The organism is Cellulomonas persica (assembly GCF_007989825.1).
Lineage (GTDB): Bacteria > Actinomycetota > Actinomycetes > Actinomycetales > Cellulomonadaceae > Cellulomonas > Cellulomonas persica.
On sequence record NZ_BJUA01000002.1, the window covers coordinates 34,391 to 54,952 of the forward strand.

General features: G+C 73.6%; 19 protein-coding genes. 15 read left to right on the forward strand and 4 right to left on the reverse strand.

What is annotated here, in order from left to right:
• The first annotated feature begins 72 nt into the window (after positions 1-72).
• From CPE01_RS01985 to CPE01_RS02000, 4 genes are all read left to right on the forward strand, one after another.
• The gene (locus tag CPE01_RS01985; RefSeq protein ID WP_146804984.1) at positions 73-2,832 is read left to right on the forward strand and encodes a bifunctional acetate--CoA ligase family protein/GNAT family N-acetyltransferase; all 2,760 of its coding nucleotides are present in this window, start codon (positions 73-75) and stop codon (positions 2,830-2,832) included.
• A gap of 74 nt (positions 2,833-2,906) precedes the next feature.
• Positions 2,907-3,479 carry a DUF5998 family protein gene (locus CPE01_RS01990; protein ID WP_146804985.1) on the forward strand — a complete coding sequence of 191 codons (573 nt, stop codon included), beginning with the start codon at positions 2,907-2,909 and terminating at the stop codon, positions 3,477-3,479.
• 1 nt (position 3,480) lies between these two features.
• A complete protein-coding gene (locus CPE01_RS01995) occupies positions 3,481-4,716 on the forward strand; it encodes an alkaline phosphatase family protein (RefSeq protein WP_146804986.1) in 1,236 nt (411 codons plus the stop codon).
• Positions 4,717-4,807: 91 nt separating this feature from the next.
• Positions 4,808-5,494, forward strand: a complete 687-nt coding sequence (locus tag CPE01_RS02000; RefSeq protein ID WP_146804987.1) for a thymidine kinase — start codon at positions 4,808-4,810, stop codon at positions 5,492-5,494.
• 45 nt (positions 5,495-5,539) lie between these two features.
• Here the strand turns inward: CPE01_RS02000 and sepH are convergent, their stop codons facing one another.
• Entirely contained in the window at positions 5,540-6,667 is a 1,128-nt protein-coding gene (gene sepH / locus CPE01_RS02005; RefSeq protein ID WP_146804988.1) for a septation protein SepH, read from the reverse strand.
• Between the two features lie 115 nt (positions 6,668-6,782).
• Between sepH and CPE01_RS02010 the strand changes: the two genes are divergently transcribed.
• From CPE01_RS02010 to CPE01_RS02020, 3 genes are all read left to right on the forward strand, one after another.
• The gene (locus CPE01_RS02010; RefSeq protein ID WP_146804989.1) at positions 6,783-7,412 is read left to right on the forward strand and encodes a trimeric intracellular cation channel family protein; all 630 of its coding nucleotides are present in this window, start codon (positions 6,783-6,785) and stop codon (positions 7,410-7,412) included.
• A 99-nt stretch (positions 7,413-7,511) separates the two neighbouring features.
• The gene (locus CPE01_RS02015; RefSeq protein WP_146804990.1) at positions 7,512-8,366 is read left to right on the forward strand and encodes an inositol monophosphatase family protein; all 855 of its coding nucleotides are present in this window, start codon (positions 7,512-7,514) and stop codon (positions 8,364-8,366) included.
• 163 nt (positions 8,367-8,529) lie between these two features.
• Positions 8,530-8,829 carry a DUF4193 domain-containing protein gene (locus tag CPE01_RS02020; RefSeq protein ID WP_013883495.1) on the forward strand — a complete coding sequence of 100 codons (300 nt, stop codon included), beginning with the start codon at positions 8,530-8,532 and terminating at the stop codon, positions 8,827-8,829.
• Positions 8,830-8,928: 99 nt separating this feature from the next.
• Here CPE01_RS02020 and CPE01_RS02025 read toward each other — a convergent pair whose 3' ends face one another.
• Complete coding sequence (locus tag CPE01_RS02025; RefSeq protein WP_146804991.1) at positions 8,929-9,420, reverse strand: DUF3093 domain-containing protein; 492 nt, start codon at positions 9,418-9,420, stop codon at positions 8,929-8,931.
• Positions 9,421-9,552: 132 nt separating this feature from the next.
• On the opposite strand from CPE01_RS02025, the gene dut reads away from it, so the two are divergent.
• The 4 genes from dut (at position 9,553) to CPE01_RS02045 (ending at position 12,079) form a co-directional block, all read left to right on the forward strand.
• Positions 9,553-10,041, forward strand: coding sequence for a dUTP diphosphatase (dut, locus tag CPE01_RS02030; protein WP_186811369.1), 489 nt, complete (start codon positions 9,553-9,555; stop codon positions 10,039-10,041).
• A gap of 112 nt (positions 10,042-10,153) precedes the next feature.
• Positions 10,154-10,927, forward strand: a complete 774-nt coding sequence (locus CPE01_RS02035; protein WP_146804992.1) for a DUF3710 domain-containing protein — start codon at positions 10,154-10,156, stop codon at positions 10,925-10,927.
• Positions 10,924-11,292: an OB-fold nucleic acid binding domain-containing protein gene (locus CPE01_RS02040; protein ID WP_146804993.1), complete on the forward strand. Its 369-nt coding sequence runs from the start codon at positions 10,924-10,926 to the stop codon at positions 11,290-11,292. The genes CPE01_RS02035 and CPE01_RS02040 overlap by 4 nt, the downstream gene beginning before the upstream one ends.
• 7 nt (positions 11,293-11,299) lie before the next feature.
• On the forward strand, positions 11,300-12,079 hold the full coding sequence (locus tag CPE01_RS02045) for a DUF3159 domain-containing protein (RefSeq protein ID WP_307723666.1): 780 nt from the start codon (positions 11,300-11,302) through the stop codon (positions 12,077-12,079).
• Here the strand turns inward: CPE01_RS02045 and CPE01_RS02050 are convergent.
• Together CPE01_RS02050 and CPE01_RS02055 are read right to left on the reverse strand one after the other, a co-directional pair.
• Positions 12,012-12,728: a potassium channel family protein gene (locus CPE01_RS02050; protein WP_146804994.1), complete on the reverse strand. Its 717-nt coding sequence runs from the start codon at positions 12,726-12,728 to the stop codon at positions 12,012-12,014. The genes CPE01_RS02045 and CPE01_RS02050 overlap by 68 nt on opposite strands.
• Positions 12,725-13,375, reverse strand: a complete 651-nt coding sequence (locus tag CPE01_RS02055) for a potassium channel family protein (RefSeq protein ID WP_146805246.1) — start codon at positions 13,373-13,375, stop codon at positions 12,725-12,727. Before CPE01_RS02055 ends, CPE01_RS02050 begins: the two co-directional genes overlap by 4 nt.
• A 178-nt stretch (positions 13,376-13,553) precedes the next feature.
• On the opposite strand from CPE01_RS02055, the gene CPE01_RS02060 reads away from it, so the two are divergent.
• From CPE01_RS02060 to acnA, 4 genes are all read left to right on the forward strand, one after another.
• The gene (locus tag CPE01_RS02060) at positions 13,554-15,554 is read left to right on the forward strand and encodes an APC family permease (RefSeq protein ID WP_146804995.1); all 2,001 of its coding nucleotides are present in this window, start codon (positions 13,554-13,556) and stop codon (positions 15,552-15,554) included.
• Positions 15,547-16,803 (forward strand): class I SAM-dependent RNA methyltransferase, encoded by a 1,257-nt coding sequence (locus CPE01_RS02065; RefSeq protein WP_146804996.1) that lies wholly within the window; start codon positions 15,547-15,549, stop codon positions 16,801-16,803. Before CPE01_RS02060 ends, CPE01_RS02065 begins: the two co-directional genes overlap by 8 nt.
• Before the next feature lie 120 nt (positions 16,804-16,923).
• A complete protein-coding gene (locus tag CPE01_RS02070) occupies positions 16,924-17,088 on the forward strand; it encodes a translation initiation factor 2 (RefSeq protein WP_146804997.1) in 165 nt (54 codons plus the stop codon).
• A 220-nt stretch (positions 17,089-17,308) separates the two neighbouring features.
• Positions 17,309-20,053: an aconitate hydratase AcnA gene (acnA, locus tag CPE01_RS02075; RefSeq protein ID WP_146804998.1), complete on the forward strand. Its 2,745-nt coding sequence runs from the start codon at positions 17,309-17,311 to the stop codon at positions 20,051-20,053.
• The last annotated feature ends 509 nt before the right edge of the window (positions 20,054-20,562 follow it).

Genomic DNA, 20,562 nt, shown 5'->3' on the forward strand with positions numbered 1-20,562 from the left:
GTGGTGCCGGCCCATTCTCGCCCGCGGGCGGGGTGCGACGTGCCAGGCGCGCGGGATCGCTAGCCTGACGGCATGGACGACGCGACCCGCGACGACGCGGACGCCGCCTATCCGGCGGGCTGGGAGGCCGACGTCGTCCTGCTCGACGGGGCGACGACGCACATCCGTCCGATCAGGCCGCAGGACGCCGACGCGCTGCAGGCGTTCCACGTCGCCCAGTCCGAGCGCTCGACCTACCTGCGCTTCTTCGCGCACCTCGAGCGGCTGCCCGAGCGCGACCTGCACCGGCTCGTGCACGTCGACCACACCGACCGCGTCGCGCTCGTCGCCACCGCGGACGACGACGGGCCGCAGGGCTACCGGATCATCGGCGTCGCGCGGTACGACCGGGTCGACGAGGACGAGGCCGAGGTCGCGTTCAACATCGCGGACGCGCAGCAGGGCCGCGGGCTGGGCTCGGTGCTGCTGGAGCACCTCGCCGCGGCCGCGCGCGAGCGTGGCGTCCGTCGCTTCGTCGCCGAGGTGCTGCCGCAGAACGGCCGCATGATCTCGGTGTTCCGCGACGCGGGGTACGAGGTGCGCCAGCACGCCGAGGACGGCGTGGTCTCGCTCGCGTTCGACATCGACCCGACGGACCGGTCGCTGGCCGTGATGGCCGACCGCGAGCACCGCGCCGAGGCGCGGTCGATGCGCGCGGTGCTCGGGGCACGCTCGGTGCTCGTCGTCGGACCGGTGCTGCCCGGCGCGCCGCCGCCTCGCACGCTGCACCTCGGCATGGCGCGCGCGGTGCTCGCGCACCTCGCCCTCGCCGACCCGCAGGTGCGGGTGCAGTCGGTCGGCACGGACCCCGTTCCCGACGCCGACGCGACCGGGGCGGCCGACCTCGACGAGCGGGCGCGGGCCGCCGCTGTGGCGGCGGCGTTCGAGGGCGTCGTCGGGCCCGTGGACCTCGCGGTGCTCGCCGTCCCGGCGCAGTACGCGCCCGCGGTGGTGCGCGCGATCGCGCCCACGGGTGCGCGTGCCGTGGTGCTGATGACCGCGGGCTTCGCCGAGACCGGGCCCGAGGGGCTCGCGCTGCAGCGCGCGGTGCTCGCCGCGGCGCATCGCACGGGGATGCGCCTGATCGGTCCCGCTTCCTACGGGATCGTCTCGCTCGGGCAGGACGGCGCGCTCAACGCCTCGCTCGCCGACGAGCTGCCGGCGCCCGGCCGACTCGGGCTGTTCAGCCAGTCGGCGGCCCTCGCGGTGCCCCTGCTCGACGCGGCGCGGCGGCGCGGGCTCGGGCTGGCCGAGTTCGTCTCGGCCGGGCACCGCGCGGACGTCTCGGGCAACGACCTCATGCAGTTCTGGGCCGACGACGAGGGCACCGACGTGGTCGGGCTGTACCTGGAGTCGATCGGCAACCCGCGCAAGTTCTCGCGCGTCGCGCGGCGCCTCGCGCTCATCAAGCCCGTGATCGTCCTGACCGCGGGCCGGTCGGGGCAGGTCGTCCCTCCCGGGCACGCCGTGCGCCCCACGCAGGCGCCCGGGCGCGCGGTCGACGAGCTCATGCGGCAGTCGGGTGTGATCCGGGTCGAGAACACCCACCAGATGTTCGACGTCGCACAGGTCCTTGCGCTGCAGCCGCTGCCCGCGGGACGCCGTGTGGCGGTCGTCGCGAGCTCGTCGTCGGGCGCGACGTTCGTCGCGGAGGCCGCCGCGACGGCGGGGCTGGTCGTCGCCGGGGCGCAGGTGCTGCCCGAGGACGCGGACGACGAGACCGCCGAGGCGCTCGTGCGGGAGGTCCTGCGGGAGCCCGACGTGGACGTCGTGATCGTCGTGCGCATCCCGATCGTCGGGGCACCGGACCCGCGGTTCGGGCGGGTGGTCGCGCGCGCCGCGGCGGACAGCGGCAAGACCGTCGTCGCGTGCGTGCTGGGGCTGCGCGGCGTGACCGACGAGCTGACCGCGCCGGGACCGGACGGCGAGCCGCGCACGGTGCCCGCGTACGCGACACCCGAGGACGCCGCGCTCGCGCTCGGCCACGCGGCTCGCTACGCGACGTGGCGCTCGCGGGACCACGGGCGGCCGTTGCACCCCGAGGGCGCCGACCTGCGCCGCGCAGCGCGCCTCGTGCGCGGGTGGCTCACCGGCTCGGCGCAGGTCGTGCTGACGCCCGAGCAGGCAGGCGAGCTGCTCGCCGCGGTCGGGGTGCACGTGCTGGCCTCGACGCCCGCGCACGACGCGGACGAGGCCGCCGCGGCCGCGCGCGCGATCGGGTACCCCGTCGCGCTCAAGACGACCGCACCCGCGCTGCGGCACCGGGCGGACCTGGGCGGGATCCGGCTCGACGTGGCCGACGAGGCCGAGCTGCGCGCCGACGTCGCCGAGGTGCTCGCGCTCGCCGCCGAGCACCGGCCCGAACCCGGGGCCGCGCCGCTCGAGGTCCAGGCGATGGCGCCGCGCGGCTCCTCGTGCGTCGTGCGTTCGGTCGAGGACCCGCTCTACGGCCCGGTCATCAGCGTCGGGCTCGCGGGCGACGCGTCCGACCTGCTCGGCGACGTCGCCTACGGGATCCCGCCGCTGACGGACGTCGACGTCGCCGACCTGGTCCGCGCTCCCCGCGCCGCGCCGCGGCTGTTCGGCTACCGCGGGCTGCCCCCGCTCGACGTCGCCGCGCTCGAGGACGTGGTCGCACGGGTCGCGGTGCTGTCCGACGCGCTGCCCGAGGTCCGTAGCCTCGAGCTCAACCCGGTGGTCGTCGCCGAACGCGGTGCGGTCGCGCTCGCGGCGCGCGTCACCCTCGCGCACGCGGACCGCGCGGACAACACGCGCCGGCTGCAGCGCACGTGAGCGTGACGCCACGCTCTCCACAACGTGACGGACGAGGCTGGGGCCGAGCACCCCGGCGGTGGGAGGATGGGCAGATGCCCGCAGCTGCTCGCTCCTTGCACGAGGACCTGTACCGCGCCGGTTACTACCCCGAGCTCGTCGCCGACGTGCTGGAGGTCGCCCTGGCCGACGAACCCGTGGTGGCCCACCTCGTGCACCCCGAGACCACGTTCGACTCCGCCGAGGTGCGCCGCCACGTCACGGTGCTCGTGCTGACACCGACCCGCCTGGTCTGCGCGCACGTCGACGACCACCCTGCGGACTCCGAGCACCCGTCGTCGGCCGCGTCCGCGACCACCGAGTCCGTCCCGCTGGCCGAGCTGCGCTCTGTCGTGCTCACCCACCTCGTCGAGCGGCCCGAGCGGCACGAGCCCGGCAAGGCAGCGCTCGAGCTCACGCTCGCGATCGGGTGGGGTGCGGTCTCGCGCGTCGACCTCGAGCCCGCGACGTGCGGCGACCCCGCGTGCGAGGCGGACCACGGCCTGACCGGGACGCTCGCACCCGACGACGTCGTGGTGCGCGTCAGCGCCGCGGCCGAGGGGGCCGACTCGGTGCGCGCGGCGACCGAGTTCGCACGCGCGCTCTCGGCCGCGAGCGCACGGCGCTGACATGACGACGCACGTCGGAGCGCCCTCCTCGGACGCCGGGACGGCGGCTGCGCTGCTCGCGCAGTCGGCCCAGAAGTACGGGTTCGTGCTGCCCGGGGCCGACGACCGCACGGGTCTGGGCTCGGTGCTCGCGGGAGCGGCCGGAGCGCTGCACGAGGCGGCCGGTGCGAGCGACGGCCTGCCGGCGGCCGCGGGCTGGGCGGCGGCGCGCGCGCTCGTCGGGGTGCCCGCGAGCCCGCGCGTGTGCGTCGTGCTCGTGGACGGTCTCGGCCACCTGAACCTGGCCGAGCGCAGCGGGCACGCGCCGTTCCTGCGCCGTGCCGTCGACGGCTCGAGCCCGGTCTCGAGCACGTTCCCGTCGACCACGGCGACCGCGCTGGGCACGTTCGGCACCGCCGTGCCGCCCGGCGGGACCGGGATGCTGGGCTACACCGTGCGCGTGCCCGGCACGGGAGCGCTCGCCAACCTCGTCTCGTGGAGCGACGCGCCCGCGCCCGAGACGTGGCAGCCGCACGCGAGCACGTTCGAGCTCCTGACGGCCGCCGGGACCCCGGTCACGAGCGTGGGGCCGGCGCGGTTCGCGGGGTCCGGCCTGACGCGGGCGGCGCTGCGCGGCTCGCGCTACGTGGCCGCCGAGTCGCTCGCCGACCGCGTCGACGCGGCGCTCCAGGCGCTGCGTCAGCCCGGCCTGGCCTACCTGTACTGGGGTGACGTCGACAAGGTCGGGCACCACCACGGTGTGGGCTCGTGGCAGTGGGGCGACGCGCTCGCCGAGGCCGACGCCGAGATCGGCCGGCTCGCGCGCCTCATGCCGCGCGGGGGAGTGCTCGTCGTGACCGCCGACCACGGGATGGTCGACGTCGACCGGACGCGGCGGTGGGACGTCGCGTCCGACGCGCGACTGTCGGCCGGTGTCGACCTGGTCGCGGGCGAGCCGCGCGCGAGCCACGTGCACCTCGCGCGCGGTGTCCCCGTCGAGCGGGTGCGCGACGCGTGGCAGGACGTCCTGGGCGACGACGGCCTCGTGCTCACGCGCGACGAGGTGGTCGACTCCGGCCTGATCGGCCCCGTCGACGACCGTGTGCGTCCCGTCGTGGGCGACCTCATGGTCGCGATGGCGGGCGCCGCGACCGTCGTCGACACGCGCACGCAGACCGCCGCGTCGCTCGACATGGTGGGCGTCCACGGGTCGCTCACACCGCACGAGATGCTGGTGCCCTGCATCGTCGTCGCGTGACGCGGCCCGGCGAACCGCGGGGTGCGGCGCGAGCGGCCGCGTCTGCGAGGATGTGCGGCGCACGACAGGACGAGGACGAGGGGCGGGCACGGTGGCCGAGCTGGTGTTCTTCTCGGGCACGATGGACTGCGGCAAGTCGACGCTCGCGCTCCAGATGCACCACAACCACGCCGCGCGAGGCCGCGACGGCGTGCTGTTCACGCGGCACGACCGCTCGGGCAACGCGACGATCTCGTCGCGCCTCGGGCTGACCAAGCGCGCGCACGAGGTCGACGACCGCACGGACTTCTGGGCCGAGGTGATCGGCCGCCGCACGCAGGGCCGTCCCGTCGACTACGTGCTGGGCGACGAGGCGCAGTTCTACACGGCCGAGCAGGTCGAGCAGCTCGCTCGCGTCGTCGACGAGCTCGGGGTCGACGTGTACGCGTTCGGCATCTCGTCCGACTTCCGCGCGCGGCTCTTCCCCGGGTCGCAGCGGCTCGTCGAGCTCGCGGACCGGGTCGAGGTGCTGCAGGTCCGCGCGCTGTGCTGGTGCGGCGCGCGGGCGACGCACAATGCCCGCACGGTCGACGGCGAGATGGTCGTCGAGGGTGAGCAGGTCGTCGTCGGGGACGTGGCGGGCAGTCCCGACGCGTCGGTCGGCGAGGTGCAGTACGAGGTGCTGTGCCGGCGGCACCACATGCGGCGGATGACCGCCGCCGTCGCGCGTGCCGCGGCGCCGAACGCGCAGACCCTGGTCACGTCCGTGCTCGTCGAGCAGCCGACGCTCGACGTCTGAGCGTCGCGTGCCGACCGGCTGCTGAGCGCCGACCGACCGTTCGTCCTACTCCGGACGCGCCCCGAACACGATCTCGTCCCAGCTCGGCACCTTCGCGCGCGTCTTGCGCCCGCGCGGCCGGTCCTCGTGCGCGGGGGCCTTCGCGTGCTCCTGCTCGGCGGGCTCGTCGGGCGGCGACGCGGTCGAGGCGGCCGCCGGGACCGCGGCCTCGGGTGCCGTGGCGTCGTCGGTCGCCGGCTCGGTGGCCGGCCGGGCCACGAGTCGGTGCGCCGGCAGCACGACCGCCTCGGCCCGCTCGTCGGCGTCCGCGGGGTGCGCACCCGGGACGTCCTCGAGGCGCGAGAAGTCGAACGCGTGCTGCGGGCCGAAGCCCTCGAACTGGGCGTCGTCGTCCTCCTCGGGCTCGACCGCCTGCCGCACGCCGCGGCGCGCCTGCAGGTCGTCGAGGAGGGCGTGCGTCTGCTCCTGCGGGTCGACGGCCGGCTGCTCGTGCGTGTCGCCGTCGGCCTGGTCGCCACCGCCGATCGGGCGCACGGCCGCGACCGACTCGAAGTCGAACACCACGTCACGCACCGCGGCGAGGTGGCGGCGTGAGACGGGCTCGTCGGGCAGCTCGGTCTCGGACAGCCAGCGGGCCTCGTCCTCGTCGGCGACGAGCGTGCGGGCCGCGGGGTCGAACGACCACCGGGCCTCGCGCGGCGAGTCGTCCACGGTGAACCGCGCCAGGACGAACCACGGACCGTTCGCCTCGCGGGCGGCGTCCCACGCGAGCGACGACAGGTCGACCCCGCGCGCGGCGAGGCGGTCCGTCACGAGGTCACCGAGCACGGGCGCACCGTGGTCACGGCCGACCCGCGAGGCACGCGCCTGCTCGGCGACGTACTCGCGCTCGGCGAGCACCGGGCCCTCGTAGCGGCGCACGTGCGCGACCGGCAGCCCCGACTGCTCGGCGACCTCCTGCGTCGTGGCGCCTGCCCGGATGCGGGCCTGGATCTCGCGCGGCGACAGCGCGCTCGCGCTCTCGGCGCGCAGCTGCTCGAGCTGCGGTCGGTCGCGGCGGACGGCCGCGCGCAGCGGCTCGTCGATGCGGACGCGGAACCGCTCGCCGTCCGCGCGCGTGAGCACGAGGTGCTCGCCGTCGTCGGCCAGACCCACCAGCTCGAGCTCATCCATACGTCCTCCTACTGCCTCACGGTCGAGGGTGCCACCTTCTGCACGTCTGCGGGCGGAGGTGGGCCCGGTGTGCCGTCCCTCTCGGATGTGACGCTCGGGGTGTCATCATGCACTCGTGGTCGGCGACATCCCGTTCGAACCGGTGCTCGAGATCGTCGGCGTCGGGGTCGGAGCGATGTCGGGAGCGCTCGCCGCGGTCCGCAAGCAGTTCGACGTGTTCGGCATCTTCGTGCTCGGCTGGGCGGCCGGGCTCGGTGGTGGACTCCTGCGTGATGTGCTGATCGGCGCGGTGCCGCCCGTGGGCATCTCCGACTGGCGGCTCATCGTCACCGCGCTGGTCGGTGCGCTCGTCATGTACTTCTTCCACCCGCGGCTGCAGCGGGCACGCCGGTTCATCGTCGTGCTCGACGCCGGTGCGCTCGCGGTGTTCACGGTCGTCGGGACGGTCAAGGGCCTCGAGTACGGCACGACCGCGGTCGCCGCGGTGATCGTCGGCGTCATCACGGGGGCGGGCGGCGGCGTCCTGCGCGACCTGCTGACCGGTGAGGTGCCGGTGGTGCTGCACGACCGCCAGCTCTACGCGGTCCCCGCGCTGCTCGGCGCCGCGGCGACGACCGGACTGTGGATCGCGGGCCGGCCGACCCCGCTCGTGCTCTCCGCGGTGGTGCTCGGGGTGTTCGCGCTTCGCGTGCTGTCGCTGCGCTTCCGGCTGCACGCACCCGGGCCCTGGCGCGGACGTCCCTGAGACCGCGCGTCGGCGATGGCTGCGTCACGGCGGACGCAGGCCGGGGTCCGGTCGAGGGCGGCGACGAGGGGACGGCCGTTCCGACGGCAGGATGGACCCATGAGCACACCCGAACCGCACGACGTCTCGGCGCTCGTCGCCACCGCGCAGATCCTGGCGCGCGAGGCCGGATCCCTCGTGCACGAGGGCCGTCCCGCCCGCGTCCGTGTCCACGCGACGAAGTCCAGCCCGGTCGACGTGGTCACCGCGATGGACCTCGCGTCCGAGGAGCTGCTGCGGCGGCGCCTCGCGGAGCTGCGGCCCGACGACGGCATCCTGGGTGAGGAGCAGGGGTTCGTCCCGGGGACCAGCGGTGTGACGTGGGTCGTCGACCCCATCGACGGGACCGTCAACTACCTGTACGGCCTCGCGTCCTGGTCGGTGTCGGTCGCCGCGGTCGTCGGCCCGCCCGGAGCGCCGCTCGACCGAGCGCCCGAGCCGCAGACGTGGACGGCGCTCGCGGGGGCGGTGCACGCGCCCGCCGACGGGCGTACGTTCCTGGCCGGTCGAGGCCTGGGCGCCACGCTCGACGGCGAGCCGCTGCGGGTCAACGAGCCCAAGCCGCTCGAGCTGAGCCTCGTCGGGACGGGCTTCGGCTACCTCGTCGAGCGACGACGCGCGCAGGCCGCGATCGTCGCCGAGCTGCTGCCGCTCGTGCGCGACATCCGGCGTCTCGGATCGGCCGCGCTCGACCTGTGCGCGGTGGCCTCCGGCGCCCTCGACCTGTACTACGAGCGCGGTCTGGCGCCGTGGGACCAGGCCGCCGGCGCGCTCGTCGCGCAGGAGGCAGGAGCGCTCGTCACCGGCCTGCACGGCAGGCGTGCTGACCACGAGATGACGGTTGCCGGAACCCCTGGCACGATCGAGGCGCTGGTCACGTTTCTCGAGTCTCGCAAGGCCGATTCGACGGCGTAGTCCGATCCACCCGTCGGTGTGATCGTTGTCTGCGTCACCTCTGTTCGCGTGTGGCACGGATGTGGTGCACAATCCCCTGCGCGCGGGAACAAAAGGCTCCAGCTGTGCATTGATCACGCGTACTCATCAGCCTGCAACACAAAGACGGAGTGTGAAGCCCCAGATGGCTACCGACTACGACGCACCGCGCAAGACCGAGGAGGACCTGAGCGAGGACTCGCTGCAGGAGCTCCAGGCGCGGCGCGCGGACAAGAACTCGGGCGTGGTCGACGAGGACGAGACCGAAGCGGCTGAAGGGTTCGAGCTGCCCGGCGCCGACCTGTCGGGCGAGGAGCTCTCGGTCCGCGTGCTGCCGCGGCAGGCCGACGAGTTCACGTGCTCGCGCTGCTTCCTCGTCCATCACCGCAGCCAGCTCGCCTACGAGCGAGACGGCCAGCAGGTCTGCTCGGAGTGTGCTGCCTGACCTTCACCGCAGGCACCCTGAGACCACGACGGCCGGTCCCGAGACGGGGCCGGCCGTCGTCGTGCCCGGTGCGTGTGCGGCATGCGTACCGCCGAGGCGTCAGCCGCGCGTGAGCGCGGCGACGAGCTCGTCGGGGCGCCGTGTCGAGACGATCCAGTAGGGCGTCGGGTCCTGGGGATCGTCCACGTCGACGCGCACCGCGCTGTGCACCCAGCCGCGCAGGCAGACGTAGGCGCGCGCGTCGAGACCCGGGCCGAGCGCCTCGCGCAGCTCGGCACCCGCCAGGGCGCGCGGGGCGCGCAGGAGGTCGAGAGGGATGTGCGCACGTCCGGCGACGAGCTCGCCGCCGCGCACCCGCACGCGCGGCGTCCAGCGCACGACGAGCAGCACGGCGACGACGGCGGCGACCGCGGCGACGGCGGTGGCCAGCACCAGGTCGACCGGCAGCAGTGCGATCCACAGGGTGACGACGAGGCCGGCGACCGCGAACCAGCCGAGCGGGCCGAACCGCAACGCCTCGTCGAAGGTGCTCGAGGCAGTCTGGACGGCGTCGGGCGAGGGGCGGCGTGCGGGGTCGGGCGTCGCGGGCATGGGACCAGCATCCCAGAGCGACCGGCACGGGACGGCAGGACGTGCGCGTCGTCGCGCGCGCTGCCGTTGCAGGAGGTGGCCGCCCTGGGGACGACGGCGCCCCGGCGCTCGGTGGGCCGGTAGGGTCGGCGCGTGACGACCGAGCCCGCCCTGGAGGTGCTGCTGCAGCGCCTCGACCCCGACCTGCCCGCCCCGTCGTACGCCCACCCCGGCGACGCCGGGGCAGACCTCGTGACGCGGATCGACGTGGTGATCCCGCCGCAGGGTCGCGTGACGGTCCCGACGGGGACGTCGATCGCGCTCCCGGACGGGTACGCCGCGTTCGTCCACCCGCGCTCGGGGCTCGCCGCGCGGCACGGGCTCACGATCGTGAACGCCCCTGGGACGGTCGACGCGGGCTACCGCGGCGAGATCGCGGTGACGCTGCTCAACACCGACGTCGAGCACCCGATCGAGCTGCACCGCGGGGACCGGATCGCCCAGCTCGTCGTGCAGAAGGTCGAGTGCGTGCGGTTCGTCGAGGTCGAGCGGCTGCCCGGCTCGCACCGCGGTGCGGGTGGGTTCGGCTCGAGCGGGGGATGGAAGACCGCCGACGGGACGCCCGCGCCCGTGGGCGGCTAGGTCCGCGGCCCGTCGCGGGCTACTGTCGAATCAGCATCGAACTACTGGCTGCCCGCTGCCGTGCGGCGCGGGCGTGCGACGGGCGCGAGACGCGCCCGAGGAGGAGTGACACGTGGCGATTTTCCGGCGCCGTCCCCAGGGCGACAGCGAGCCCGCGGCGGTCGAGGAGGAGGTCCAGGCCACCGACGAGCTCGCGACCGATGCTGCCGAGGAGCAGGACGAGGCTGCCTCGTCGCCGGTCGTGACGGGTCGAGGTCCGTGGGACGTCGACGACGAGGCCGCCACGAAGATCTCTCGGCTCGACCTGGGTGCCCTGCGGCTGCCGGGTGTGCCCGGCATGGAGCTGCGCATGGAGGTCGACAAGGCGACGAACGCGGTCTCCGCGGCGGCTGTCACGGTCGACGGCTCGACGCTGCAGCTGCAGGCGTACGCCGCGCCGCGGTCCGAGGGCATCTGGGACGAGATCCGCGCGGAGATCCAGCAGTCGGTCGTCGCGCAGGGTGGCGCGGCCGACGACCTGCCCGGCCCGTTCGGGCGCGAGCTGCTCGCCCGTCTGCCTGCCCGCACGCCCGAGGGCCGCACGGGTCACCGGCCCGCACGCTTCCTGGGCGTCGACGGGCCGCGCTGGTTCCTGCGTGGCGTGATCACCGGTCGTGCCGCCGTCGAGCCCGCCGCCGCGCAGGTGCTCGAGCGGGTCTTCGGCGAGGTCGTCGTGGTGCGCGGGACCGAGGCCCGCCCGCCTCGCGACCTGCTCACGCTCACGCTGCCGGGACGGCCCGAGGCGGCGAGCGCCGCTGCGGCCGGGGAGCAGGCCGACGAGAAGCCCGCGGCCGACCTCGAGTTCGACCCGCTCACGCGGGGTCCGGAGATCACGGAGACGCGATGAGCCTCAAGGAGGTCCTGCACTCGCTCGCGGCCTCGCAGGCCGAGGTCGAGGCCGCCGAGGAGCGGGTCGAGGCGGGACGCGCGATCGGCTGCACGACGGTCGAGAACGCGCCGCTGCGTCGGCGCGCCAAGGTGAGCGGGATCCTGCGCTCGGTCACGTTCCGTCCGCGCGAGGGTGTGCCGGCGCTCGAGGCCGAGCTGTACGACGGGAGCGGGTCGCTCACGCTCGTGTGGCTCGGACGCCGCGAGATCGCAGGGATCACACCGGGGCGGCGGCTGACGGCCGACGGCATGGTCTGCATGGTCGAGGGGCGGCGCACGATCTTCAACCCCCGCTACGAGCTGCGTCCCCGAGCCGGTGAGTGACCGCGAGGTGAGCGCGCCCGACGACGCGGTGCGTCCCGACGCACCCGACGACGTGGTGCGCCCTGACGACACGGTGCGCGCCGACGCGCCCGACGCGGACGCGGGCCCCGCGCGCGGCATGCGCGCGATCACGGGAGAGACGTTCTCGGCATCCGACGCGGTCGGCGGCGTACGCGGCGTCGTCGAGTCGGTCGCCCCTGGTCTGCTGTTCGTCGTCGTGTACCTCGCGGCCGGGCAGCGGCTGACGCCCGCGCTCGTCGCCGCGAGTGCGGCCGCCCTGGTCGCGGTCGTCGTCCGGCTGGTCCAGCGCACGCCCGTCACGCAGGCGCTGTCGGGCGTCATCGGCGTCGGCATCGGCGTGGTCTGGGCGTGGCGCACGGGCGACGCGAGCGACTACTTCGCGTACGGGCTGTGGGTCAACGGGGCCTACCTGCTCGCGACGCTCGTGACGGTCCTCGTCGGCTGGCCGCTGGTCGGCCTGGTCGTGGGCCTGTTCGCGCACGACGGCCCGCTGAACGGGGGCTCGTGGCGCAACGCGGTCGCGTGGCACGACGACCCTGCGCTGCGCCGCGCCTACACGTGGGCGACGATCCCGTGGGTCGCGATGTTCGCGCTGCGCATCGCCGTGCAGCTCCCGCTGTACTTCAACGACGAGGTCGCGTGGCTGGGCACGGCGAAGCTCGCGATGGGCGTGCCGCTCACCGCGCTCGCGCTGTGGATCAGCTGGGTGCTGGTGCGCTCGACCCGGCCGCGCCGTCAGCAGCAGGAGTCACCTGAGGTCCCGTGAGGATCGCGTCGAGCGCACCCTCGTCGGCCTCGCTGCTCGTGACGAACAGCAGCTCGTCACGCCCCTCGAGCGTGTCGTCGATGCTGGGCGCGATGGGTCGTCCGTCTCGGACGATGCACGCGAGCACGACGTCGGTGGGCCAGGCGACCTGACCGACGCGCACGCCCACGAGCGCGGCGTCCTCGGGCAGCGTGATCTCGAGGATGTCCGCGCCGGACTGGTGGAACGTGAAGATCCGCACCAGGTCGCCGACGGCGACGGCCTCCTCGACCATCGCGGTCATGATGCGCGGCGTCGAGACGGCCACGTCCACGCCCCACGCCTCGTCGAACATCCACTCGTTCTTGGGGTTGTTGACGCGCGCGACCGTGCGGGGCACGCCGAACTCGGTCTTGGCGAGCAGCGAGATGACGAGGTTGGCCTTGTCGTCACCCGTGGCGGCGACCATGACGTCGCACTCATCGGTGCGCGCCTCGCGCAGGGTGGGGAGCTCGCACGCGTCGGCCAGCAGCCAGTCGGCCTCGGCGACCTGCGCGACGCGCATCGCGGTCGGCTGCCGGTCGACGAGCGTGACCTCGTGGTCGTGCGCGAGCAGCTCGCGCGCGATGGAGCGGCCCACCGAGCCGGCGCCGGCGATCACGACCCTCATGCGGTCTCCTGGGGTTCGGCGGTGAGCACGCGCTCGACCGTGGCGAGCTCGTCGACGCGGGCCATGACGTGCACCACGTCGTTCTCCTGCAGGACGGTGCGGGCGTCGGCCAGGACGCCGTCGCCGTACCGCGACAGGTACACGACCCGGACCCCGGCCGCGGCCTCGAGCGCGGTGACCGGGCGGCCCACCCAGCCCGCGTGGACGTCGACCTGCACGAGCGTGAGCTGACCCGACGGGTCGCGGTACTCGTCCGTCGCGCCGAGGGGGAGCAGCCGGCGCAGCACCTGCAGGGCCGTCCAGCGCACGGTCGCGACGGTGGGGATGCCGAGCCGCTGGTAGATCTCGGCGCGGTGCGGGTCGTAGATGCGGGCCACGACGTTCTCGATGCCGTACGTCTCGCGCGCGACCCGCGCGGCGAGGATGTTCGAGTTGTCGCCGTCGGCGACGGCGGCGAAACCGTAGGCGTCGTCGATGCCGGCCTTGATGAGGGTGTCCCGGTCGAAGCCGAGGCCCGTGACCTTGTGCCCCGAGAAGCTGCCCGTCAGGCGGCGGAACGCCTCGGGGTTCTGGTCGATCACGGCCACCGAGTGGCCGTGCTCCTCGAGGGTTTGCGCGAGGCTCGCCCCGACGCGGCCGCAGCCCATGATGACGAAGTGCACAGCGCGCCACGCTATACCCCCGCGGGGCGCCCTGCTGACGCCGCGCGACCGGGTGGGGCGGGCACCGGCCGGCGGCCCCGTCGACCCGGGTGGTGACGACGCCTCGCACCCGCGGGTACGGGTGGCACGCGGTGCGGCCCGCGGCGCCCTACGATGGGGCATCGTGTCGGACCTGTCGGATGCCGCCAAGAGACTGCTGCTCGGACGTCCGGTCCGGAGCGACAGGCTCGGCCACACCCTCCTGCCCAAGCGCATCGCGCTCCCGGTCTTCGCGTCCGACGCGTTGTCGTCGGTCGCGTACGCGCCCGACGAGATCCTCCTGACGCTCTCGCTCGCCGGCATGTCGGCGCTCGTGATCTCGCCGTGGGTGGGCCTGGCGGTCGCGATCGTCATGCTCACGGTCGTCGCGAGCTACCGCCAGAACGTGCACGCCTACCCCTCGGGAGGTGGCGACTACGAGGTCGCGACCGTCAACCTGGGGCCCAACGCGGGCGTCACGGTCGCGAGCGCGCTGCTCGTCGACTACATCCTGACCGTGGCGGTCTCGATCTCGTCCGGTGCGCAGTACGCGGCCGCGGCGTTCCCCGCGTTGCGCGGCCACGAGGCGCCGTTCGCCATCGGGCTCGTCGTGCTGCTCACGCTCGTGAACCTGCGCGGCGTCAAGGAGTCCGGGACGGCGTTCGCGATCCCCGTGTACCTGTTCATGCTCGCCATCGGGCTCATCGCGGTGTTCGGGAGCGTGCGGTACGCCCTCGGGACGCTGCCGATGGCCGAGAGCGCGGGCCTCGAGCTCGCGCCGGAGGCCGAGTTCGACCAGGGCCTCGTCGGGCTCGCCGGGTTCTTCCTCGTGCTGCGCTCGTTCGCGTCCGGATGTGCAGCGCTCACCGGCGTCGAGGCGATCAGCAACGGCGTGCCCGCGTTCCGCAAGCCCAAGTCGAGGAACGCCGCGACGACGCTCGCACTGCTCGGCATGCTCTCGATCGTCATGATCATGTCGATCCTGCTGCTGGCCCGCGCGACCGGCGTGGTCTTCGCGGACCGCCCGCACGAGCAGCTGCTGCGCGACGGCGTCCCGGTGGGGCCCGACTTCGAGCAGCACGCGGTGATCGCGCAGATCGCGGGCGCGGTCTTCCAGGGCTTCCCGCTGCTCGTCGCGGTCGTCGCGGTCGTCACTGGCCTGATCCTCGTGCTGGCCGCGAACACCGCGTTCAACGGCTTCCCGGTGCTCGGCTCGATCCTCGCGCGCGACGGCTACCTGCCGCGTCAGCTTCACACGCGCGGCGACCGGCTCGCGTTCTCGAACGGCATCATCACGCTCGCGGTCGTCGCGATCGGCCTCATCTGGGCGTTCGACGCCGAGGTCACACGACTCATCCAGCTGTACATCGTCGGCGTGTTCGTCTCGTTCACGCTGAGCCAGCTCGGCATGGTCCGGCACTGGACCCGCGAGCTGCGGACCGAGCCGAACCCGGGCGCGCGCTCACGGATGAAGCGGTCCCGGGTCGTCAACGCGATCGGTCTCGGCATGACCGCGACCGTGCTCGTCGTCGTGCTCATCACCAAGTTCACGCACGGCGCGTGGATCGCGATCCTCGCGATGATCCTCGTGTTCGCGCTCATGCAGGCGATCCACAGGCACTACGTGGCGGTGCGCCGGGAGCTCGCGCTCGGCGAGGACGCCGCCGCGGCGCGTGCCCTGCCGAGCCGCGTGCACGCGATCGTCCTCGTCTCGCACCTGCACCGGCCGACGATGCGGGCGATCGCCTACGCCCGGGCCGCGCGGCCGCAGGTCATCGAGGCGGTCACGGTGGGCGTCGACGAGGACGACGTCGCGCGCCTGCGCGAGCAGTGGGACGCGATGGACCTGCCCGTCCCGCTGCGTGTGCTCGACTCGCCGTTCCGGGAGATCACCCGGCCCGTGCTGCAGTACGTCCGTTCGATCCGCAGGGACAGCCCTCGGGATCTCGTCGTCGTCTACATCCCGGAGTACGTCGTGGGTCACTGGTGGGAACAGCTGCTGCACAACCAGAGCGCGTTGCGCCTCAAGGGGAGGTTGCTGTTCACGCCGGGCGTCGTCGTCGCGTCCGTGCCGTGGCAGCTCGCGTCGTCCGAGGGACAGACCGGTCTCGAGGACCGGATGCGCGGGACGCTCCCTCGTGGCTGAGGCGCACGAGCGCGAGCTCGTCGAGCTCGAGATCGGACCGGTCGCGCACGGCGGGCACTGCGTCGCGCGGCACGAGGGTCGCGTCGTGTTCGTCCGGCACACGCTGCCGGGGGAGCGCGTGCGCGCGGTTCTGACGGACGCCGAGCCGGACGCGACGTTCTGGCGTGCTGACGCGGTCGAGGTGCTTGACGCCTCACCGGACCGCGTGCCGAGCGTCTGGCCGCAGGCCGGTCCGGGCGGTGTGGGCGGCGGCGAGCTCGCGCACGTCGCGCTGCCCGCACAGCGCGCGTGGAAGGCCGCGGTCCTGCGTGAGCAGCTGCAGCGGCTCGGCAAGGTCGAGCGTGACGTGACGGTGCACGCGGCAGCGGGCGACGACGAGCGTGGCGGCCTCGCGTGGCGCACACGCATCGACCTGGTGGCCGACGAGCACGGCCGGGCCGGTATGCGGCGGCACCGGTCGCACGACGTGGTGGCGATCGACGAGATGCCGCTCGCGGTCGAGCAGATCGCCGAGCTCGAGCTGTTCGGCCGGCGCTGGCCCGTGGGGGCGCGGATCGAGGCGATCGCGCCCGTGGGCGGCGACCGTCCGCTCGTGCTCGTCGACGGCGTCCCCTACGACCTGGGCCGGCGACGGCCGGACACGCGGCCCAACGCGCGCACGTCGGTGCGCGAGGTGGTGGTCGCGGACGACGTCGAGCGCACCTACCGTGTCGCGGCGGCCGGGTTCTGGCAGGTGCACCGCCAGGCCCCCGCGACGCTCGTCCACGCTGTGCTGGGCGGAGTCGGTGACGTCGCGGGTGCCACGGTGCTCGACCTCTACGCGGGCGCCGGGCTGTTCACGGCCGCGCTCGCGGACGCGGTCGGACCGACGGGGCGGGTCGTCTCGGTCGAGGGCGACGCGCGTGCGGTGCGCGACGCGCGTCGCAACCTGCACGACCGGACCAACGTCGAGCTGCACGCGGGTGACATGGCGCGGGTGCTGACGGGCGAGCAGGACGCCTCGTCCGACGTCGTGCACGCCGACGTCGTCGTCCTCGACCCGCCGCGCGTCGGCGCGGGCCGCCGCGTGCTCGACGCGGTGACCGCGCTGCGCCCCGAGCGCCTCGTGTACGTCGCGTGCGACCCGGCGGCGCTGGGGCGCGACGTGGCGTTGCTCGCCGACGCCGGCTACGGCCTCCTCGACGTCGACGGGTATGACCTTTTCCCCATGACGCACCACGTCGAGGCGGTCGCGACCTTCGCTCGCTGAACGCGTACGCGCGCTGCAGGGGTCCTGCCCGTGCGTCGGGCGTGCCGCGCGCCTAGCGTGGGAGCGAGCGGTCCCGTCGGACGAGGGCGGGAGCCGGGCGACGAGTGGGAGGGGTCTGGCATGAGCGAGCAGGACGCGGCACACAAGCTGGCCGAGGCGCGTCGTCACGCGACCGAGGAGCTGTTCAAGCAGGGCACGCCGGAGTACGACCAGCGCGCGCACCAGCGCGCGGTCGAGGCCGAGCGGAAGGCCGCGGAGGCCGTAGAGGCTGCTGAGCAGCCCTGACGGCGATCGCGACGGCGACCCGGTCGGGACCGGGCTGGGCGCGCGTGGCGGGTGACTCCCGCCACGCGCGTTCCCGCGAGTCGGAGGTGCGCGGGGCGTTGCCAGCATGTATCTTGATGTCGAGATATCCCGCGTCGGCACCGGTCATAGGCTGGAAGCCGACGTCCGCGGTCCGGTGGATCACCGTCCCCGGCAGACTCGCCCCAGAAGGAGCCGCCTCGTGAGCACCGTCGACAGCTTCGGATCCCGTGGAACGCTGGAGGTCGGTGACGCCTCGTACGAGGTCTACCGCCTTGCCGCCGTTCCCGGCCTGGAGCGACTTCCCTTCAGCCTCAAGGTCCTCGCCGAGAACCTGCTGCGCACGGAGGACGGCGCGAACATCACCGCCGACCACATCCGCGCCCTCGCGTCGTGGGACCCCGACGCTCAGCCCGACACCGAGATCCAGTTCACGCCCGCACGCGTGATCATGCAGGACTTCACGGGCGTGCCCTGCGTCGTCGACCTCGCGACCATGCGTGAGGCCGTCGCCGAGCTCGGCGGCGACCCGGAGCGCATCAACCCGCTCGCGCCGGCCGAGATGGTCATCGACCACTCCGTGCAGATCGACGTCGCGGGGCGCGCCGACGCGTTCGAGCGCAACGTCGAGCTCGAGTACCAGCGCAACCGCGAGCGCTACCAGTTCCTGCGGTGGGGCCAGACCGCGTTCGACGACTTCAAGGTCGTGCCGCCTGGCACCGGCATCGTCCACCAGGTCAACATCGAGTACCTGGCCCGCGGTGTCATGGTCCGCGACGGCAAGGCGTACCCCGACACGTGTGTCGGCACCGACTCGCACACCACGATGGTCAACGGCCTCGGCGTGCTCGGCTGGGGCGTCGGCGGCATCGAGGCCGAGGCGGCCATGCTCGGCCAGCCCGTCTCGATGCTCATCCCGCGGGTCGTCGGGTTCAAGCTCACGGGCAACATCCCCGCCGGTGTGACCGCCACGGACGTGGTGCTGACCATCACCCAGAAGCTGCGCCAGCACGGCGTCGTCGGCAAGTTCGTCGAGTTCTACGGCGAGGGCGTGGCGGCCGTCCCGCTCGCGAACCGCGCGACGATCGGGAACATGAGCCCCGAGTTCGGCTCGACCGTGGCGATCTTCCCGATCGACGGCGTGACGATCGACTACCTGCGCCTGACCGCCCGCTCGCAGGAGCAGCTCGAGCTCGTCGAGGCGTACGCCAAGGAGCAGGGGCTGTGGCTCGACCCCACGGCCGACGGCTACACCGAGCCGGTGTTCTCCGAGTACCTCGAGCTCGACCTGTCGACGGTCGTGCCGTCGATCGCCGGGCCGAAGCGTCCGCAGGACCGCATCGAGCTGTCCAAGGCCAAGGAGCAGTTCCAGCGCGACCTGCCGACCTACGCACCCGAGCTCAACCAGGTCGACGAGGCCGAGCGCGAGTCGTTCCCGGCTTCCGACTCGCCCGCGATCTCGTCGTCGGCGACGCGGACCTTCTCGGTCACCGACAGCGAGGGTCGCTCGTTCGAGCTGTTCCACGGCGCGGTCGCGATCGCGTCGATCACGTCGTGCACCAACACCTCGAACCCGTCGGTGATGCTCGCCGCGGCGCTGCTCGCCAAGAACGCGGTCGAGAAGGGCCTCGTCGCCAAGCCGTGGGTCAAGACGTCGATGGCGCCCGGCTCGCAGGTCGTGACCAACTACTACGAGAAGGCGGGGCTGTGGCCCTACCTCGAGAAGCTCGGCTTCCACCTCGTGGGCTACGGCTGCGCGACCTGCATCGGCAACTCCGGCCCGCTCGACGAGAAGGTCTCGGCGGTCGTCCAGGAGCACGACCTCGCCGTGGCCGCCGTGCTGTCGGGCAACCGCAACTTCGAGGGTCGCATCAACCCCGACGTGAAGATGAACTACCTCGCGTCGCCGCCGCTGGTCATCGCGTACGCGCTCGCCGGCACGATGGACTTCGACTTCGACTCCGACCCGCTGGGCCGCACCGAGGACGGGCACCCGATCTTCCTCAAGGACATCTGGCCCGCGCCCGAGCAGGTGCAGGCCACGATCGACGCGTCGATCGACCGCAAGATGTTCGAGGACGACTACGCCGACGTCTTCTCCGGCGACGAGCGCTGGCGCGGCCTGGACACGCCCGAGGGCAACGTCTTCTCGTGGGACCCCGAGTCCACGTACGTGCGCAAGCCCCCGTACTTCGAGGGCATGGGCGCCACCCCGGAGCCCGTCACCGACATCACGGGTGCGCGCGTCCTGGCCAAGCTCGGCGACTCGGTCACGACGGACCACATCAGCCCCGCGGGCTCGATCAAGCCGGACAGCCCGGCCGGCGTGTACCTCGCGGAGCACGGCGTCGAGCGTCGTGACTTCAACTCCTACGGCTCGCGCCGCGGGAACCACGAGGTCATGATCCGCGGCACGTTCGCGAACATCCGCCTGCGCAACCAGCTCGTCCCCGGCGTCGAGGGCGGGTTCACCAAGAACCTGCTCACCGGCGAGGACACGACGATCTACGACGCGTCGGTCGCCTACCAGGCCGCGGGCGTCCCGCTCGTCGTCCTCGGTGGCAAGGAGTACGGCTCGGGCTCGTCGCGCGACTGGGCGGCCAAGGGCACGCGTCTGCTCGGCGTGCGCGCCGTCATCACCGAGTCGTTCGAGCGGATCCACCGCTCCAACCTCATCGGGATGGGCGTCCTGCCGCTGCAGTTCCCGGAGGGCGAGTCTGCTGACTCGCTCGGCCTGGACGGCACCGAGACGTTCGACATCGCGGGTGTCACCGCGCTCAACGACGGCGTGACGCCGCGGACCGTCAAGGTCACCGCGACGAAGGCCGACGGCACCGTCGTCGAGTTCGACGCGGTCGTGCGCATCGACACCCCCGGTGAGGCGGACTACTACCGCAACGGCGGCATCCTGCAGTACGTCCTGCGCCAGGTCGCCGGCGTCGCCTGACAGCTGGTCCACCAGCGAGGCCCGCACCCCGACGGGGTTGCGGGCCTCGCTGCGTCCGCTCCAGTCTTCGGGCCTAGCGGCACCCTGGCCCGTCGGCAGTGGGCCGTTCGGGTGACCGTACGCACGCGGTCGCGCAGGGAGTGCCATTCTTGCTGCGCGCCGAGCGGCGCTGCGCTTCGAGCTGGGGAGCCGCGAGTCTCTTGGTCCGTACCCGAACGCGGGTCACCGCGCACGTCGCCGTGCTCGTTGCCGGTCTCCTCGTCGCAACAGGGGCGGTGGTCGGCCCCGCGCCTGCGGATGCAGCAGAAGACGCCGCTGTCGCGAGCGCCGACGAGTGTGTGATCAGCGGGACCGTACGGCTCCCGCCCGGCTCGTCGAGCACCCTCGGCGGATCGGTCGACGTCGCGTACCAGGGCGACGTCGAGCAGACCGCGACGGTCTCTGCGAGCGGTGTGTTCGCGCTGCGCGTGACCAGCTCGACTGCCGGGTACGAGCTGCGTTACCGAGCA